This window comes from Nocardia heshunensis (genome assembly GCF_054782115.1).
Window position 1 is genome coordinate 66,264 of sequence record NZ_BAAGTC010000008.1, and the last position, 20,253, is coordinate 86,516.

General features: G+C 70.8%; 3 protein-coding genes (1 of these 3 cut by a window edge). All 3 read right to left on the minus strand.

Annotated elements, in window-relative coordinates; genetic code table 11:
• On the minus strand, positions 1–716 hold the 5' end (the start) of the coding sequence (locus tag ACYVN4_RS26480; RefSeq protein WP_460724723.1) for a non-ribosomal peptide synthase/polyketide synthase. 18,184 nt of this gene lie to the left of the window's left edge; only the first 716 of its 18,900 coding nucleotides appear in the window; its start codon is at positions 714–716; its stop codon lies beyond the left edge, outside the window.
• On the minus strand, positions 716–18,502 hold the full coding sequence (locus tag ACYVN4_RS26485) for a non-ribosomal peptide synthase/polyketide synthase (RefSeq protein ID WP_460724724.1): 17,787 nt from the start codon (positions 18,500–18,502) through the stop codon (positions 716–718). Before ACYVN4_RS26485 ends, ACYVN4_RS26480 begins: the two co-directional genes overlap by 1 nt.
• Positions 18,503–18,861: 359 nt before the next feature.
• A complete protein-coding gene (locus tag ACYVN4_RS26490; protein ID WP_379360160.1) occupies positions 18,862–20,214 on the minus strand; it encodes a GAF domain-containing protein in 1,353 nt (450 codons plus the stop codon).
• Between the last annotated feature and the right edge of the window lie 39 nt (positions 20,215–20,253).

Genomic DNA, 20,253 nt, shown 5'->3' on the forward strand with positions numbered 1-20,253 from the left:
GGGACCTCGGTGTCGAGGGCCATCTGATCGGCGGTGGTGGTGAGCACCACGGCGGGCTGGGCCACCTCGAGCACATAGGCGATGCGCTCGGCCGGGTGATCCGGGTCGATCGGCACGTACGCGCCGCCGGCCTCGAGAATGGCGAACATGCCGACCAGCAGCTCGAAGGAGCGCCGCGCCGCCAGGCCCACCAGCACGTCGGGGCCGACGCCCAGCCCGCGCAGATGGCGAGCCAAAACCGTGACGCGCCCGGCGAATTCGGCGTAGGTGAGGGTCGCGCCCTCGAATTCCATGGCCACCGCGTCGGGCGTGCGCGCGACCTGGGCCCGGAACTGGGTGGCCAAGGTCTCGACCGGGGCCAGTTTCGGGTCGAGCACTTCGGAGGCCGCCAGCACCGCGTCGTCGACGAGCGCCTCCAAAGTGGCGGTGAGACCGCCTTCCTCGCCGTTCATCAGGCCGGGCAGCTGTCCGGAGACCACGACCTGCATGAGGGCTTCGGGCTCGAGCGCGCCACCCATGGCCTCGCCGAGCATGGCGGTCTCGGTCGCCAGCGCGCCGTAGGAGACGGTGTCTCCCGCGTAGCGCAGGGCGATGCGGTCGGGTTCCAAATCGGCCACAACGGCGATCAGGCAAGGTAGGTCGCCCACGCCGTAGGCGCGGCGCAATGCCGTGACCCGGCCGGTTCGGCTGGTGGCGATCGACTCTGCGTAGTGCATCAGAGGCTTCCTTCCGACGTGCTTTCCGAGCGAAGGATCAGGGCCTGCGCGTCCGCGCTGAGCGTGCTCAGGGCCTGTTTGAGTCCGGTCGCGCCGAGGGCGGCCAGAATGCCGGGCACCAGTCCGGCGAGGGCCACGTTCACGAGCGCTTCCGGCTTGGCGGCGGCGCCCATGGCACGGGCGGTGGCGGTGATCTTCTCGGCGAGATCCCGGTAGGTGACGGTGTGGACACCGTGGGTGAGGGCGAGGCCCTCGGGGGCGAGCGCCGCGGCGGCGGCGATCAGGGTGGGCAGATCCGATGCGGCGGCCGCGGGCTGCGCCGCTGCCGGTCGGCGGCCGCGCTCGGCCTCGGTGCGAATGTCGATGGCGCGCACCGTGGCCGACGGATCGGCGAGCACGGTGTCGAACACCAGCAGCAGGCGCTGGGCCAGCAGGCGCACCGACTCCGCACCGAAAATGTCGGTGGCGTAATCGAATCGCATGTCCAGGCCGATCACGCGGCCCGCGGGATCGTGGCGTTCGACGCCGGTGAGCTGCAGGTCGAACTTGGCCTCGGACAGCTCCGGCTCGAGCGCCTCGACCGTGAGACCCGGCAGCGCCACGGAGGTCTGGGCCAGGTTCTGGAAGGCGAAGGCCACCTGGAACAGCGGGTTGACCGCCGCCGAGCGCGCCCGGCCGGTGGCGGCCAGGACGGCTTCCACCACACGCTCGAAGGGAGCGTCGGCGTGGGCGAAGGCCGCCAGATCGCGGTCGCGGACCTGGCGCAGCAGTTCGGTGAAGGCGAGCTTGCCGTCCACCTCGGCGCGCAGCACCACGGTGTTGACGAACATGCCGATCAGATCGTCCAGGGCGCGTTCGCCACGGCCGGCGAGGGGGACGCCGATGGTGATGTCGCGCTGGCCGGACAGTTTGGCCAGCAGCACCGCGAAGGCGGCGTGCACGACACCGAAGAGGGTGGCATTGTGCTCGCGAGCCAGGGCCGAGAGGCGCTCGACGGTTTCGGCGGGCACCTCGAATTCGACCTTGGCACCGAGCATTTCGCGGCGGGCCGGGCGGGGACGGTCGGTGGGCAGGGCCAGCTGCTCGGGAGCGGAGGACAGTTCCTTCACCCAGAAGGCCAGTTGCCGCGACAGCAGGCTGTCGGGATCGGCATCCGAACCCAGCGCGGCCCGCTGCCAGGCGGCGTAGTCGCCGTACTGGATCTCGAGGGGCGTCCACGCGGGTGCGATGGCTGCCAGGCGAGAGGTGTAGGCCAGCACCAGGTCCCGGGTCATGGGCTGCATGGAGAAGCCGTCGGCGCTGATGTGGTGCAGGACGACCAGCAGCACGTGATCGGCGGGGGCGATTTCGAACAGGGCGACGCGGACCGGCGGGGCGAGCGTGACATCGAAACCGGCGGTGGCGGTTTCGAGCAGACGGGCCGGGAGCTCCTGCTCCGATACCGGGATCGCGGTGAGCTCGCCGTCGAGGTCGCCGAGGTCCAGCACGATCTGGACGGGTTCGCCGTCGATCTCCGGGTAGCGGGTACGCAGGATCTCGTGGCGGGCCAGCACATCTCGCAGTGCCGCGGTGAGCGCGGCCCTGTCCAGGTCGCCGGTGAGCCGGATGGCGGCGGGCACGTTGTAGGCGCCGGATTCCGGGTGCAGGCGGTTGAGCACCCACATGCGCTGCTGGGCCAGCGACAGCGGGGCCGGGCCCGCGCCGGTGCGCCGGGTCAGGGCGGGCAGCAGCTCGCCGCGGTCGGCGGTGGCGATCCAGGCCGCCAGGCCGCCCACGGTCGGGGTCTCGAACAGGGCCGAAACCGGCACTCGCACACCGAGATCCGAGCCCAGCCGGGCGGTCAGGCGGGTCGCCATGAGCGAATTGCCGCCCAGGGCGAAGAAATCGGTGTCCAAGCCGATGGCGGTGTCGGTGCCGATGACCTCGGCGAAACCGGCAGCGACGGAGCGTTCGAGGGCCGTCACCGGCTCGCGGTAGGCGGCCACCGTGAACTCCGGCTCGGGCAGCCGGGCCCGGTCCACCTTGCCATTGGCGTTGAGCGGCAGGGCCTCCAGCACCATGAGAGCGGCGGGCACCATGTACTTCGGCAGCTCCGCGACCAGCGCGGCCCGCAGCTCGGCCGAGACCTCGGCGCGGTCGTCCGCGGCAATGCCGGGGACGGCGACGTAGGCCACCAGGCGGGCACCCGCGTCGGGCGTGCTGTGCGCGACGGCCACCGCCGCCTGCACGCCGGGCCGGCGACGCAGGGCCGTCTCCACCTCGCCGAGCTCGATGCGGAAGCCGCCGATCTTGACCTGGAAGTCGGCGCGGTCGAGGTACTCGAGGGTGCCGTCGGCGCGCCAGCGCACGATATCGCCGGTGCGGTACATGCGGCCCCCGGCAATGGGATCCGCGACGAAACGGTCCGCGGTCAGGGCCGGGCGGCCGTGGTAGCCGCGGGCCAGCTGGGCACCGGACAGGTACAGCTCGCCGGGCACGCCGATCGGGACCGGGGAGAGGCGGGCGTCGAGCACGTAGACGCGGCTGTTCCAGACCGGCGCGCCGATCGGGACGCTCTGCCGGTGGCGTTCGCGGACCTCGTGGGCGGTGATGGAGACGGCCGCCTCGGTGGGGCCGTACAGGTTGAAAAGCCGTGCGCCATCGGTGTTCTGGTCCAGGAACTCCGTGGCCGTCGCGGCGGGCAGTGCCTCGCCGATGGCCAGCACCGCGCGCACCGAGGCGGGCAGCGGACCGGTGGCCAGCAGCATGCCCAGCAGCGAGGGCACCGGGTGCACGACGGTGACGGCGTGCGTGTCGATCAGGGCGCGCAGGCGGTCGGGATCGCGTTCGTCGCCGGGGGCCGAGACCACCAGGCTGCCGCCGGTGGTCAGCGCCGACCAGAACTCCCACACCGACAGGTCGAAGGTGGCGGGCGTCTTGAGCAGCGCACGGTCGGCGGCGGTGAGCTCGAAAGTGTCACGCAGCCAGCACAACTGGTTGACGATCGCCGCGTGCGGCACCGCCACGCCCTTGGGCAGGCCGGTGGAGCCGGAGGTGAAGATGACGTAGGCGGGGTGCTGCGGGTGCAGCGGGCGCACACGGTGGGCGTCGGCGATGGGGGCCGCGGACATGGTCTCGTCCAGGCCGTCCACCTCGAGCACCGGGACACCGGTGGCAAAGCCGATGCCGTCCGCTGACGTCGTGAGAACCACTGCCGGAGCGGCGGTCTCGACGATGTAGGCGATGCGGTCGGCCGGGTGGTCGGGGTCGATCGGCACGTACGCGCCGCCCGCCTTGACCACCGCGTACATGGCGATCACCAGGTCGATGCCGCGCCGCATGGCCAGCACCACGGCGGTCTCGGGTCCGACTCCGAGGCCGATGAGGGTGCGGGCCATGCGGTTCACCCGGGCGTCGAATTCCGCGTAGGTGAGCGTGGTTTCGCCGTCCAGCAGGGCGACGGCGTCCGGTGCGGCCGACACCTGGTCGTCCACCAGATCGGCGAGGGTGGCGGGCGCGACCGGATGCGCGGTGGCGTTCCAGTCGTGCAGCATGCGCTGACGCAGGCCCGCACCCAGCAGATCGATATCGCCGATCGGCAGTTCCGGTTGTGCGGCAACCGATTCCAGCAGCCGGGCCAGGGCGGCGACGAAGCGCTGCGCGGTGGCGTCGGTGAACAGGTCGGTGGCGTAGCCCAGGGTCAGGGCCAGCCCGGCGGGTGCGCCCGACTCGGCGTACTCGTCCACCGCGAACAGGTGCAGGTCGAATTGTGCGACGTGGGTGTCGAATTCGATCTCCGACACGGTCAGGCCGGGCAGCTCCAGGGTGGCGCGCTCCAGGTTCTGGAACGACAGGCCCACCTGCATGAGCGGGTGCCGGGCGGTGGAACGCTCCGGGTTGAGCACCTCCACCAGCCGCTCGAAGGGCACGTCGGCGTGTGAGAAGGCCGCGATGTCCTCGGTCCGGACCCGGGCCAGCAGGTCGGTGAAGGACTCGGCGGCGTCGGTGCGGGTGCGCAGCACCAGGGTGTTGACGAACATGCCGATCACGTCGTCGAGGGCGCGGTCGCCGCGCCCGGCGATCGGGGTGCCGACGGCGATGTCGTCGGCGCCCGACAACCGCGCCAGCAGGGCGGTGTAGGCGGCGTGCACGACCATGAACAGGGTCGCGCCGTGTGCGCGGCCCAGCTCGGTCAGGCGGGCGTGCAGACCGGCGTCCAGCGGCAGCCGGATGTAGTTGCCGTGCAGGCTCTGCCGGGCCGGACGCGGGTGGTCGGTGGGCAGGTCGAGCTGGTCGGGCAGCCCGGCCAGGGCGGCGCGCCAGTAGCCGAGCTGGGTGGCGGCCACCGAGTCGGCGTCATCCTCCGAGCCGAGCAGGGCGTGCTGCCACAGGGCGTAGTCGGCGTACTGCACCGCGAGCGGCTGCCACATCGGCGCGGTCTCGGCCAGGCGGGCGTGGTAGGCCAGCATGAGGTCGCGCACCAGCGGGACGATCGAGGAGCCGTCGGCCGAAATATGGTGCAGCACACCGGCGAGCACGTAGTCGGCCTCGGCCACCCGCAGCAGCTCCACCCGGATCGGCACCTCGGTGGTGACGTCGAAGGTGGTGGTGAGGATCTCGCGGACCCGGTCGGACAGCTCGGCCTCGGTGACGGCGGTGACCGGCAGACCCGAGAAGGCTTGCGCGGCAGGCAGAATCACCTGGGCCGCGCCCTCGGGGGTCTCCGGGTAGACGGTGCGCAGCGTCTCGTGGCGTTCCAGCACGTCCGCGAAGGCGGCGGCCAGGGCCTCGATATCCAGCTCGCCCGTCAGCCGCAGTGCGATCGGCACGTTGTAGGCGGTGGAGGCGCGGTCGAAGCGGTTGATGAACCACATGCGCTGCTGCGCCGGGGACAGCGGCAGCCGCTCCGGACGCTGCGCCGCGACCAGGGCGGGACGCTGGGATTCACCGGTGCCCTCGGTGATCCGGGCGGCCAGCGCCGCCACGGTCGGGGCCTCGAACAGCACGCGCACGCCGACGGTGGTCTCGAAGACCGCGCCCAGGCGGGCAACGGCCTTGGTGGCCACCAGGGAGCTGCCGCCCAGGGCGAAGAAATCGTCGTCCGCGCCGACCTTGTCGAGGCCGAGCAGTTCGGCGAAGACGCCCGCGACCAGTTCCTCGGCCACGGTGGCCGGGCGGCGGTAGGCGCTGCCCTCGAAGACCGGGGCGGGCAGGGCCTTGTAGTCCAGCTTGCCGTTCACGGTCATCGGCATGGCGTCGAGCACCGTGAAGGCGGCCGGGATCATGTAGGCGGCGAGGCGGCCGGTAATAGCGGCGCGCACCGAATCCACGTCCAGGGCTTCGGTTTCGGCGACCAGGTAGGCGACCAGCTGATCGGCGTGCACCACCGCGACGGCCTGGCGGACCGCCGGATGCTCGGCCAGCACGGCCTCGATCTCGCCGAGTTCGATGCGGTAGCCGCGCAGCTTGACCTGGGAGTCGTTGCGGCCCAGGTAATCCACATTGCCGTCGGTGGTCCAGCGCACCAGATCGCCGGTGCGGTACATGCGCTCGCCCGGAGCCCACGGGCAGGCCACGAAACGGGCGCAGGTGAGGTCGGCGCGGCCGCGGTAGCCGCGGGCCAGCTGCCCGCCCGCCACGTACAGCTCGCCGATCGCGCCCACCGGCACCGGCCGCAGCCGGTCGTCGAGCACCCATTCGCGCAGGCCGTCGAGGGGCTTGCCGATGGTGACCTGATCCGAAACCGACAGCGGCGCGGTGGCATTCACCACGACGGTCGCCTCGGTGGGGCCGTAGGCGTCGACCAGGATGCGACCGGCCTCCGCCCAGCGGCGCACCAGCTCGGCCGGGACGGCCTCGCCGCCGGTGGCGGCCGAGATCACGTCCGGCACGTCGACGGGGTCGATGGTGCCGAGCGCCGACGGGGTCATGACCAGATGCGTAACCCGGTGCGTCCGAATCAGTTCCGCGAGCTCGGGACCGACGGCGGACTCCGGCGGAGCCACCACCAGGGTGGCGGCGGTGTCGAGCGCCAGCACCAGTTCACCCACCGAGATGTCGAACGAGGGCGAGGAGACGTGCAGAACACGCGCGGTCTGCGCGCTGCGGTAGCGCTTGGTCTGCGCACCGGCCAGGCCCGGCAGGCCCAGGTGCGTGACCAGCACGCCCTTGGGGACACCGGTGGAGCCGGAGGTGTAGATGGCGTAGGCCAGGTGGGTGGCGTACAGCGGCCGGACCCGGTCGGCGTCGCCGATCGGCTGGTCGCTGAATTCGGCGGCGGCGCTGCGGAAGTCGAGGTCGTCGAGGTTCAGCCACTCGATCGAATCCGGCAGGCCGTCACGGGCGGAGGTGAGCGTCAGGCCCAGGGCGGCACCGGAATCGGTGACCATGTAGGCGATCCGATCGGCCGGATGCGCCGGGTCGACCGGCACCCACGCCGCGCCCGCCTTGGTGATCGACCAGACCGCCAGCACCGAGTTCAGCGAACGCGGCATGGCGACCGCGACCAGGTCCTCGGGACCGAGGCCACGCGCGATCAGCAAGCGCGCCAGGCGGTTCGACACCGCGTCGAGCTCGCGGTAGGTGAGCTCCCGGTCCCCGTCGACGAGGGCGACGTGATCCGGTTGCGCAGCAACAGCCGCCGCCATCATGTCCGGCAGGCTGCGACCGGTCTCGATCTCGCCGCCGGAACGGGTGGTCAGGTCCAGGTATTCGGCCGCCGACAGCAGCGGGACGGCCTGCACCTCGATGGCCGGGTCGGCCACCACGGCCGCCAGCACCCGGTCGAACCGCTCGGCCAGCACCGCGATGCTCGCGGCGTCGAAAAGGTCGGTGGCATAGGTGATGTCGACGGTCAGTCCGGCCGCCGCGCCGTCGGCGTCGAACGCCTCGGCAATGGTGAACTGCAGGTCGAACTTGGCGACCGCGATATCGAGGGGCTCCGGCGCGACCCGCAGGCCCGGCAGCTCCAGGGCGGGCAGCTCGTAGTTCTGGAACGACAGCGCCACCTGGTACATCGGGTGGCGGTTCTGGGCGCGGGCCGGGGCCAGCACCTCGACCAGCCGCTCGAAGGGGACGTCCGGATGCGAGAGGGCCTCGATGTCGTCCTCGCGCACCGTCTTCAGAACGGTGTCGAACCCGGCGCGGGGATCGACCTGGGTGCGCAGCACCAGGGTGTTGACGAACATGCCGACCAGGCCGTCGAGGGCCTGCTCGCCACGTCCGGCGACCGGGGAGCCGACGGCGATATCGGTGCTGCCCGACAGTCGCGACAGCAGGACGGCCAGGGCGGCGTGCACGGTGCTGAACAGGGTGGCGTCGTGGGCGCGGGCCAGTTCACGCAGTCCGGCGTGCACTTGCGCGTCCACCACGGCCCGGAATTCGGCTCCGCGCTGCGAGGAGACGGCCGGACGCGGGCGGTCGGCGGGGAGGTCGAGCTGCTCGGGCAGCCCGGCCAGGCGCTGCGTCCAGAACTCCAGCTGGCGGTGGCCGATCGAGTCCGGGTCGGTGTCGTCGCCGTGGCGCTGCGCCTGCCACAGGGTGTAGTCGGCGTACTGCACGGCCAGCGGCTGCCACGCAGGCTCGGTGCCGTTGCGACGGGCCTGGTAGGCGAGCATGAAATCGGTGGCCAGCGGGCCCAGCGAGACGCCGTCGGCGCTGATGTGGTGGACCACCAGGGCCATCACGTGCTCGGTGTCGGAAACGCTGAAAAGCGAGACCCGCAGCGGGGTTTCGACGGTCAGGTCGAAGCCGCGGGAGATCAGGTCGATGACCCGGCCGGGGATCTCGTCGGCGGCGACGCGGGCGAGGACCAGCTCGGTGTCGGCGGTCGGCAGGATCCGCTGCTCGGGGCCCTGCGGGCCGTCGGGGTAGACGGTGCGCAGGGTTTCGTGACGCTGGACCACATCTCGCAACGCGGCGGTCAGGGCCGCCGCGTCCAACTCCCCTGCCACGCGCAGCACCAGCGGGATATTGTCCGCCGCGCTGCCGGGGCCGTCGCCGTGGAAGCGATTGAGGAACCAGATGCGCTGCTGCGCGGCCGAGAGCGGGATGCGCTCGGGGCGCGGCCCGGCGGCCAGCGGGGCGACATCGCTACCGGTGCGGGTCTCCGCCAGGGCCGCCAGCGCGGCAACCGTGGGGGCATCGAACAATTCGCGCACCGACAGCTCGGCGTTCAGCGCGCCGCCGACGCGGGCCACGACCCGGGCGGCCAGCAGCGAGCTGCCGCCGAGCGAGAAGAAGTCGTCGTTCGCGCCGACCTGCTCGACGCCGAGCAGTTCCGCGAAGACCTCGGCCACGACCTGCTCGGCGGCGGTCTCCGGCGCGCGGTAGACGGCCGTCTCGAAGACCGGGGCGGGCAGGGCCGCGCGGTCGAGCTTGCCGGAGGCGTTGACCGGGAAGGCATCCAGCACCACGAAGGCGGCGGGGACCATGTAGCCCGGCAGGGCGCTGCCCAGCGCGACCTTGATCGCGTCCGTATCGATGACGGTGCCCGCCTCGCGCACCAGGTATCCGGCCAGCTGGTCGCCTGCGTGCGCGTCCGAGCGCACCACCACGACCGCCTGCTCGACGCCCGGCTGCGCCAGCAGCGCGGCCTCGATCTCGCCCAGCTCGATGCGCAGACCACGCAGCTTCACCTGGAAGTCGGTGCGGCCCAGGTAGTTCAGTTCGCCGTCGGCGGTCCAGGTGACCAGGTCGCCGGTGCGGTACATGCGCTCGCCCGCGGTGAACGGGTTGGCCACGAAGCGATCCGCGGACAGGTCCGGGCGGCCCAGGTAGCCGCGGGCCAGCTGATCGCCCGCCAGGTAGAGCTCACCCGCCACACCCGGCGCCACCGGGTGCAGACGGGCATCCAGCACATAGGTTTCGGTGTTCCAGACCGGGCGGCCCATGGGCACGAACGCGGTATCGGCGTCGGTGACCTCGTGATAGGTGACCTCGACGGCCGCCTCGGTGGGGCCGTACAGGTTGTGCAGCCGGGCCCCGGTCAGCTCGCGTAGCTTGCGCGCGGTGCCGACGGGCAGGCCCTCGCCGGAGGCGAAGACCTGGCGCAGGCCGGTGCAGTTCGCGGCGGCGGGCTCGGTCACGAAGACCGCCATCATGGATGGCACGAAGTGCGCGTGGGTGATGCCCGCGCGAATGATCAACTCGGCCAGGTACTTCGGGTCGCGGTGCCCGTCCGGGGCGGCCACCACCAGGCGCGCGCCGATCTGCAAGGGCCAGAACAGCTCCCACACCGACACGTCGAAGGTGAACGGGGTCTTCTGCAGCACCACGTCGGCGGGGGTCAGGCCGTAGCGGGCCTGACCCCACACCAGGCGGTTCACCACGGCACCGTGCGAGACCGCCACGCCTTTGGGGCGGCCGGTGGAGCCGGAGGTGAAGATCACATAGCAGGCGTTCGAAACCCGCAGCGGCGCACGACGATCCGCGTCCGACAGCGGTCCGGCGGCGTAGCCGTCCAGGTCGAGGGTGTCGATGTGCAGGACCGGGATGTCGCGGGCGGTGGTGAAACCGTCGCGGGCGGTGGTGAGGATGGCCACCGGGCCGGAGGCGTCGAGCACATAGTCGGCGCGCTGCGCGGGCTGATCCGGATCCACCGGCACATACGCGCCACCGGCGGCGAGGATCGCGTACATGCCCACCAGCAGGTCGGTGGAGCGCCGGATCGCCAGGGCCACACGGGATTCCGGGCCGACACCGGACTCGACCAGCTTGCGGGCCAGGCGGTGCACCCGGTCGGCGAACTCACCGTAGGACAGGGTGGTGCCCTCGAATTCGATCGCGGGCGCGTCGGGGCAGGTCAGCGCCTTCTCGTCGAACAGCGAGACCAGGGTGCCGGGCGCGACCGGGTGCCCGGTGGCGTTCCAGTCGGTCAGCACCCGGGCGCGTTCCGTGTCGGTCAACAGGTCGATATCGCCGACCGGGCGGTCCGGGGCAGCGATGACGGCATCCAGCACCCGGTCCAGCCGCTGCGCGAAGGCCGCGATGGTGGACTCGTCGAAAAGATCGGTGGCGTAGGTGAATACGGCATCGAGCGCGCCATGACCCTCGGTCAGCGACAGCTGCAGGTCGAACTTGGCGATGCCGGGATCCAGCTCGATCCGCGACGCGGTGAGGCCGTCCAGCTCGAGGCTGGCCTGGGTGGTGTTCTGCAGGTCCAGGGCCACCTGGAACAGCGGGTGGCGGGCCTGCGAGCGCAGCGGGCTGAGCACCTCGACCAGGCGCTCGAACGGTACGTCGGCGTGCGCGAAGGCGCGCAGATCGACCTCGCGAACCTGGGCCAGCAGCTCCCGGAAGGAGCGCTGCGGGGCGACCTCGGTGCGCAGCACCAGGGTGTTGACGAACATGCCGACCAGCTCGTCCAGGACCTGCTCACCGCGGCCCGCAACCACGGAACCGATCGAGATGTCGTCGGTGCCGGACAGTTTCGCGAGCAGGGTGGCGAAGGCCGCGTGCAGCGCCATGAACAGGGTGGCGCGATCGCCCTCGGCGAGCTCCCGCAGCGCCGCGTGGCGGTCCGCGGAGATCGCGAAGCGGTACTGCGCGCCCCGGCGGGTTGCGACGGCCGGACGCGGGCGGTCGGCGGGGAGCTCCACAGTCTCGGGCTGGCCGGACAGTTCGGCGCGCCAGAAGCGAATCTGGGTGGCCAGCAGCGATTCCGGGTCGTGCTCGGCACCGAGGAGTTCGCGCTGCCACAGGGCATAGTCCGCGTATTGCACGGGCAGCGGGGTCCAGGTCGGCAGCTCGCCGCCGCGCCGGGATACGTAGGCCAGCATCAGATCCCGGGTGAGCGGGGCGATGGACCAGCCGTCGGCGGCGATGTGGTGCACGGCCAGCACCAGCACGTGGGTTTCGGGTTCGACGCGCAGCAGGGTGAGCCGGGCGGGGACGGTCTCGTCCACCACGAACGGCAACACCGCGAGTTCGAAGATGCGGGTGGCCAGGTCGGCGGCGGCAACATCCTCGGAAACCAGTGCAACACCGGAGGATTCGGCATCCAGCACCAGCTGGCGGCCGACGCCGTCCACGGCCGGGTAGACCGTGCGCAGGGTCTCGTGGCGAGCCACCACATCGGTGACCGCGGCGGCCAGCGCCGCCGCGTCCAGCGGGCCGTCCAGGCGGATGGCGGCGACCAGGTTGTCGGCGATGGAAGTGCTGTCGAAGCGGTTGAGGAACCACATGCGCTGCTGGGCGTAGGACAGCGGCAGCACGTCGGGGCGCTGCCCGGCGACCAGCGGGATCCGGCTGCCGGATCCGGCCAGCTCACCCAGGCGCACCGCCAGTTCCGCGACACCGGCGGCCTCGAACAGCAGGCGCACGGGCACCTGGGTGTCCAGGGCCGCGCCCAGCCGGGCCACCACCTGGGTGGCGATCAGCGAGTTGCCGCCCAGTTCGAAGAAGTCGTCGTCCGCGCCGACCGGCGCGGCGTCGGTGGCCAGGCCCAGCACCTCGGCGAAGACCTCGGCCACCAGCAGTTCGATCGGCGTTGCGGGAGCGCGGAATTCGCGGGCGGCGAAGACCGGGGCGGGCAGCGCGCGGTAGTCGAGCTTGCCGTTGACGGTCATCGGCAGGGCGTCCAGCACCAGGAAGGCGGCCGGAATCATGTAGGCCGCCAGGCGTCCCGCGAGCGCGGTCTTCACCTCGGCCAGGTCGAGCTCACCCGCGGCGGGCACCAGGTAGGCGACCAACTGGTCACCGCGGGCCGCGTCGGAGTGCAGGGTCACCACGGCCCGGCGCACACCCGGCAGGACGGCCAGCGCGGCCTCGATCTCACCGAGTTCGATGCGGAAGCCGCGCAGCTTCACCTGGGTGTCATTGCGGCCCAGGTACTCCACGTCGCCGTCGGCGGTCCAGCGCACCAGGTCGCCGGTGCGGTACATGCGTTCACCGGGCGCCCACGGGCAGGCCACGAAACGGGCCGCGGTGAGGGCGGAGCGGTCGCGGTAGCCACGGGTGACCGGCCGGCCCGCCACGTACAGTTCGCCGACCGCGCCGACCGGCACGGGGCGTAGGCGGGCATCCAGGATCCACTCCCGCGCGCCCGGCACCAGACGGCCGATGGTGACCGGTCGGTCCGCATCCAGTGCGCCGGTGATGTTCACGACCACGGTGGCCTCGGTGGGCCCGTAGGCATTGACGAATTCGCGTCCGGCCTCGGACCAGCGGCGCACCAGTTCGGGCGAGAACGCCTCGCCGCCGACCGCGATGTGGGCCAGGCTCGGCACGTCCGCCGGATCGATGGTGCTGATGCCCGACGGCGTCATGAAGACGTGGGTAACCCGCTGGGTGCGAATGACTTCGGCGAGCTCCGCGCCGATGTGCGCACCGGTGGGCGCGACCACCAGGGTGGCGGCGCTGCGCAGGGCCAGCAGCAGCTCGCCCACCGAGACGTCGAAGGAGGAACTGGTGACGTGCAGGACGCGAGCGTCGGGGCTACCGGAGAAGCGCTCGTACTGCGCCTCCGACAGACCGGCCAGTCCGGTGTGGGTGACCACCACGCCCTTCGGCAGACCGGTCGAGCCGGAGGTGTAGATGGAGTACACGGCATTGCTCGCGCGCAGCGGGCGCACCCGGTCCGCGTCGGTGATCGGGCCGGACTCGAAATCCGCGTACTGCTCGGTGAATCCGGCCGCGTCGAACTCCAGCCAGGGCAGCGTGCCGGGCAGCGCGGCGCGGACGGCGGACACGGTCAGGCCGAGCACCGCGCCCGCGTCGCGCACGATGTAGGCGATCCGCTCGGCCGGGAAGGCCGGGTCCACCGGCACCCAGCCGGCGCCGGTCTTGGCGATGGCCCAGACGGCCACCAGGTACTCGATCGAGCGCGGCAGGCTGACGGCGACCAGATCCTCGGGGCCGAGGCCGCGCGCGATCAGCAAGCGCGCCAGTCGATTCGACGTGGCGTCCAGTTCGTTGTAGGTGTACGCGATCTCACCCTCGACCAGCGCGAGCCGGGCCGGGGCGGCCGCCACGGCCGCCGCCATCAACTCGGGCAGCAGGCGGACGGTGTCCACGGAGCCGCCGGAACGGGTTGTGAGATCGGTGTATTCGGCCTCGGACAGCAGCGGCAGCGCGTCCACGAGCACGGCCGGGTCGGTGGTGACAACCTCGAGCAGGCGCACGAAACGACGTGCGAAGACCTCGATGGTGGCGGAATCGAACAGATCCGACGCGAATTCGAACTCCGCGTGGATCCCCGCCGGTGCCGGACCTTCCCCGGGACCGGCACCGGCGAAGCTTTCGGTGACCGCGACCGAGAGGTCGAATTTGGTCACTCCGGTATCCAGCGTACCTGCCGTGGCAAGCAATCCGGGCAGTTCGAGGCTGATGTCCCCCGTGGCGGTGAACGACAGCAGCACCTGGAACAGCGGATGGCGGGCGGCCGAGCGGGGCGGATTGAGGACCTCGACGAGCTGCTCGAACGGCACGTCGGCGTGCGCGAACGCGGCCAGATCGGTCTCGCGGACCCGGCGGGCGAGCTCGCCGAAACGCAGCCCGCCGTCGATCTCGGTGCGCAGCGGCAGCGTATTGACGAACATGCCGATCAGCTCGTCGAGTTCGCGCGCGCCGCGGCCGCCGACGGGCGTGCCGATCACGATGTCGGACTGGCCCGACAGGCGCGAGAGCAGCACCGCCAGCGCGGTGTGGATGAGCATGAAGGTCGAAATACCCTCGGCCCGAGCAGTTTCCGAAATGCGCGTGTGCAACTCGGCGGGGAGTTGCACCGCCAGCTTCTCACCGCGGCCGGACGCGATGGCCGGGCGCGGGCGGTCGGCGGGCAGTTCCAGCAGATCCGGTGCGCCCGCCAGGGTCGTGCGCCAGAACTCCAGCTGCCGCGACAGCAGCGAGTCGGCGTCGTCGGCCGCGCCGAGGCGATCACGCTGCCACAGCGTGTAATCCGCGTACTGCACGGCCAGCGGCGGCCAGGCCGGGGCCTGGTCGGCGGTGCGGGCCAGGTAGGCGGCGATCAGGTCGCGCGCCAGGATCGGGAGCGAGAGCCCGTCGGCGGCGATGTGGTGCAGCACGATGGCGATGGCGTAGTCGGGGACATCCAGATCGGCCGCGTCCACGGTGACCGGACCGCCCAGTCCGCAATCGGTGGCGACGGCGCCGGTGACGGTGAACATCCGTGCACGGAACGGGATCTCGTGCTCCAGATCGAAACCGGTGGCCGCGAAGGCGCGCAACCGGGCGTCCAGTTCTTCGGCGTCGACCGTCTCCCGCGCCACCGGCACCTCGGCGACATCCGCCGCCAGCACCTGCTGGGAGGCGAAACCGGTTGCGGTGGACGGGAAGACGGTGCGCAGCACCTCGTGGCGCTCCAGCACGTCGGCCAGTGCGGCGGCCATGGCCGCCTCGTCGGCCTCGCCGCGCAGCCGCACCACGAACGGCATGTTGTAGCTCGCGCTCGCGGTGTCGAAGCGGTTGAGGAACCAGATGCGCTGCTGCGCCGGGGACAACGGCAGCGGCTCCGGACGCTCCCGGCGCACCAGCGCCGGGCCCGACTCCGCATCCTCGTCCAGGAACTGGGCGTCGATGACCGCGGCCAGCTCGGAGACACTGGTGGCGCCGAACATCTCGCGCACGGTCAAGCGGCAACCCAGCTCGGCGTTCAGCCGGGCGGCCACCTGGGTGGCGACCAGGCTGTTGCCGCCCAGGGCGAAGAAATCGTCGGCGCGGCCGACCTCGGTCGCGTCCAGCACCTCGGCGAACACCCGGGCCACCGACCGCTCGGTCACGGTCGCGGGGGCCTCGTAGCGGACCGTCACCCGCTCCGGCTCGGGCAGCGCGGCCCGGTCCAGCTTGCCGGAGGCATTGACCGGCAGGGCATCCAGCACCACGTACGCGCTCGGCAGCATGTAGGACGGCAGCGAGCGTCCGGCCGCGGCCTTGAGCCGGGTCACGTCCAGATCGGCGGGCGCGACCACATAGGCCACCAGCTGGTCCTCGCGCACGATGACCACCGCGCGGGTGACGCCGTCGACATCGGCCAGCACGGTCTCGATCTCGCCGAGTTCGATGCGCAGACCGCGCACCTTCACCTGGAAATCGGTGCGGCCCAGGTACTCCAGCTCGCCGTTGTCGGTCCACTGCACCAGATCGCCGGTGCGGTACATGAGTTCGCCACCGGCGGCGAAGGGGTCGGCCACGAAACGCTCGGCCGTGAGGCCCGGACGCGTCACGTAGCCCCGGGCGAGCTGAACCCCCGACAGATACAGCTCACCCGGGGTTCCCACGGGGACCGGCCGCAGACGCGCGTCGAGCACGTACAGCCGGGTGTTGAACACCGGTGCGCCGATCGGCACGGAAACGGTGTCCGCGGTCGTCACCTCGTGATAGGTGACCTCGACCGCAGCTTCGGTAGGACCGTAGAGATTGTGCAGCGCCACGCCGGTCAGCGCGCGCAGCCGCTGGGCGGCCGAACCCGGCAGCGCCTCGCCGGAGGTGAACACCAGCCGCAGGCGCGCCTCCGCGCCGAGCTCGGGCTCGCGCTCCAGCTCGGTGAGGTACGCCTCCAACATCGACGGCACGAAATGCGCTGTGGTGACGCCGTATTCGGCGATCACGGAGCGCAGGTAGGCGGGGTCGCGGTGGCCGTCGGGCTGCGCCAGCACCAGGGTCGCGCCGATCTGCAACGGGAAGAACAACTCCGGCACCGACACGTCGAAGGTGACCGGGGTCTTCTGCAGCAGCACGTCGGCCGCCGACAGATCGTAGGTCTCGCGCATCCACACCAGGCGGTTCACGACGGCGGCGTGCGACACCATCACGCCCTTGGGGCGGCCGGTGGAACCCGAGGTGAACAGGGCATACGCGGTGTTCGCGGGCCGCAGCGGCGCGATGCGCTCGGCATCGGCGACCGCGGTGGCGGCGTACCCGGACAGGAAGTCGCCCAGGGTGTCGAGATCCAGTGTGGGGACATCGGTTTCGGGCCGATCGCCCGAGGTGGCCAGCACCAGCGCGGGCGAGGCCGTCTTGAGGATGTGCGCGGTGCGCTCGGCCGGGTGGTCCGGATCCAGCGGCACATACGCGCCACCGGCGGCCTGCACGGCGTACACCGCGACCATCAACTCCGGGGACCGCCGCAGATGCAGCGCCACCAGCGACTCCGGGCCTACCCCGAGGGAAATCAGATGGCGGGCAAGGCGATTCACCCGCTCGGCGAAGGCCGCGTAGGTGAGATCACGCTCGGGCTCCCCGGCAAATCGGATGGCCGTCGCGCCCGGCGTGCGCGCCGCCTGCGCCTCGAACATCGACACCAGCGTGGCCGCCGGATCCACTGGGAACACGGTGTCGTTCCACAGCCGCAGCACCACATCGCGTTCCAGCTCGGTGCAGACGTCCACGTCCGCGAGCCGGTCGTCGCCGTCCAGGCCGACCAGGCGCTCCAGGAAGTTCACGAAACGCCGGTAGTGCCGGATGTTCTCGGTATTGCTGTACAGGTTCGGGTTGACCTCGAGCTCGAGGTGAATGCGCTCGTTCTCCCCGTAGAAGAGATTGAGGCTCATGTCCTCGATCGGGCTGGTGGACAACAGGTGCAGGCGCGCCTTGATGTCCCCGAACTCCAGCTGCGGGTGGAACAGCATGATGTTGACCATCGGGCCGAACAGCGCGCGCGAGGACGCGCCGCCCTGCAGTTCGGCATCGCGGTGGATGTCCTCGTGGCGGTAGCGCTGATGGCGCAGCGCGCCCGAGATCTCCAGCCGCGCCGAGGTCAGCAGCTCACCCCAGGTGGTGTTGTCGCGCACCGGAAGTCGCATCGGCACGATATTGGAGAGCATGCCCGTGGAGCGGCGCATGACCGCGGTGGTGCGGGCCGTCACCGGCAGGCTCAGCACCGCCTCGTCCTTGCCGGTGAGGCGGGCCATGTAGGCGGCGAACGCCGCCACGATCACTCCGGGCAGCCCCGAATCATGCTGCGCACCAACCGCTTCGATACGACGGCGCAGCTCGTCGGCGAGCGGCGCGCCGTAGCGCATATTGCCCGCGCGCGGCGGCGCGGAACGACCCTTCAGCGTGGTGGCGCCCTCGAGCCCGGCGGTGCGCTGGGCCCAGTGCGCACGATCGGCCGCGAAGCGGGTGCTCTCGCGGTAGGCGAACTCGGATTCCACCAGCTCCTTGAGCGTGCCGACCCGCACCGTCTCCGGTTCGAGGCCGCGCTGCAGGGCGGTGTAGCGCTTGGCCGACCACTGCATGGTGTTCATGGCGGCATAGCCGTCGCCGACGATGTGGTGGCCGATCACGAACCAGAACCAGCGCCGCTCGGCAACACGAATCAGGGTGGGGGCGAAGAGCAGATCGATGTCGGTGAGCACGTTCGCCGGGCGGATCACCTGCGCGTTCATCCAGTCATGCGCCGCCGCAACGGGATCCGGCTCGGAGCGCAGATCCATGAGCTTGGTGTTGTGCCCCGCGGTGGGGTCGATGTACTGGAAGGGCTGCCCGTCGATCTCGGTGAAGCGCAGCTGGGAGGAGCGCCACATCGGGACGCCGTCCTCGGAGACCTGCAATAGCAGATCGACATCGAAATCACCTTGGATGTCGACGTATTGGGCCATGGTGAGCGGGACGTCGGGAGTCAGCAGCTGCGCGTACCAGACGCCGAGCTGTGCGGGGCCGAGCGGGAACGGCGCTGAGATATCCGACGGCGGAACTTCACTCGGTCCGAGACCACTCGAGTCCGTACCCTGCACCAGAGCCTCCCTTGTCATGGCGAAATGCGGTGTCGACCAACGTTTTCGGGCATCACGAAATAGACCTGCATGCGCCCGGCTGACGAGGGCGCACAAGGCCGCGAAAGATCGCACCGCCCTGGGTGATTCGACGAATGCGCGGGGGTATCACTGGCATGACCCAGCCGCGCTGATCCAACTAGTGCTCGAAGCGGCCGGGCCTACTGGCTCACCGGCCGGGATGCGATTGCCTCCGGGTCATCGCATCCGGATTGTCCTGCTGCCGATCTCCTCCAACTGTCACCTGCATCACATGGGATGCCGTTCATGCATGCGAACACTAGGCGTTTACACAATAAAAAGGAACTTTTTCCCGAAAAAAAGTTGGACAAGCGTCTAGTTGACCGGCGGGCTCACGCTAACGGGGCCCTGAATGTGGGTACGACCACATGACAGACCGAAGGTGTGACTGAGCACACTTTCGGATGTGGAGACTATGAGTCGAAACGTTGCAACTGCGTTGCATCGGCGCCCAGGCGCCGATCCAGCACGCGAATCTTGGCCTCGATCTGCGCATACAGCGGAGACTCACGATCAACGGTGGCGCGGTAGGCAGCCCAGGCGGCCGCATCGTCACGGCCCTCGGCACCGGAAGTCCACCGACTCATGACCGAAGCGTCGCCGGAACGTAATACGGCGGTGCGCAGGCGCACTCGCAATTCATCGCGAATGTCTATAACTCCCGGCGCGTTCGAACGCGGCAGCACAGGGCCCGCGTAAAGGCGCACCGCGGTATCCACGTCCCCGGAATCCAGGGCAGCGCGCAGCGCCTCCACATCCGTGGCGATCGGGACCCGCAAACGATAGGGGCGCGAACCGAACACATTCGACCCGACCACCGAGCGCAGCCGCGACATGGCGGCACGAATCGTGGCGTTGTCCAGATCGGCGTCATCGAGCAGCAGGGCGAGGTGATCGGCCGAGAGGCCCTCGGTGTGCTCGGCCAGCAAGAGCAGGATCTCGGCATGGCGCTGCGAGAGCGGAACTCGCTCACCCGCCACCGTCAGCTGCGGCTGGCCCAGGCCCAGGACCTCGAGGCCGAGCCGCTCCGGCTGCGGCGCATCCGCGGCCGCGCGGCGATCGTTGCCCGAACGCACCGCGGCCAGAAGGAGATCCATCTCCGCGGCCGTCGCCGCCGCCTTGACCAGCGCGAGGATCTCCGGACGCGCGACCCGCACGCCGCCCGCGATCATCAGCACGCCCACCAGGCGGCCGTCCGGATCGTGCACCGGCGCAGCGGCTCCCGTGATCTGGTGCATGCGGTGCAGGAAATGCTCGGGACCGTGGATCCAGGCCGCGCGGCCGGTGCGCACCACCAGGCCCACCGCATTGGTGCCGACCCGGCGTTCGCTGAGGTCATTGCCCTCGCGCAGGCCCGCGTCCGCGGCGGCGTGCACGCGATCGGCATTGCCGTGCACCGACAGCACGCGGCCGAACTGGTCGGCCACGACCACGATCAGGCCGGTGCTGGTGGCATCGCGCAGTAATAGCTTGTCCACCAACGGCATGACAGCCGCGATCGGATGCGCGTCGCGATAACGCTCGAGGTCGGTGCCACGCAGGCCACGACCATCGCCGTCATCCATAGGATCCACACCGCCGCGCAGGCTGCGCAGCCAGGATTCCAGTACCATCGGCCGCAGCAAACCTGGCAGCTGCCCCAGCTGATCGCCGCCCACACTGAGGTATCCATGTGCCTGGGCGGCATACGTTTCGAGCGCCCCGAGCTGACTCCCCGGTTCGACGCCATGGTGGGACTGCCCTCCACCTGCGAGATTGCTGACCATTTGCCTTTCTTTCCGCCCCAAAGAGTACCGGCGTACCTG

Excerpts from the sequence above, each read along its gene's own strand:
- ACYVN4_RS26490 (WP_379360160.1), bottom strand. The coding sequence starts at position 20,214 with ATGGTCAGCAATCTCGCAGGTGGAGGGCAGTCCCACCATGGCGTCGAA.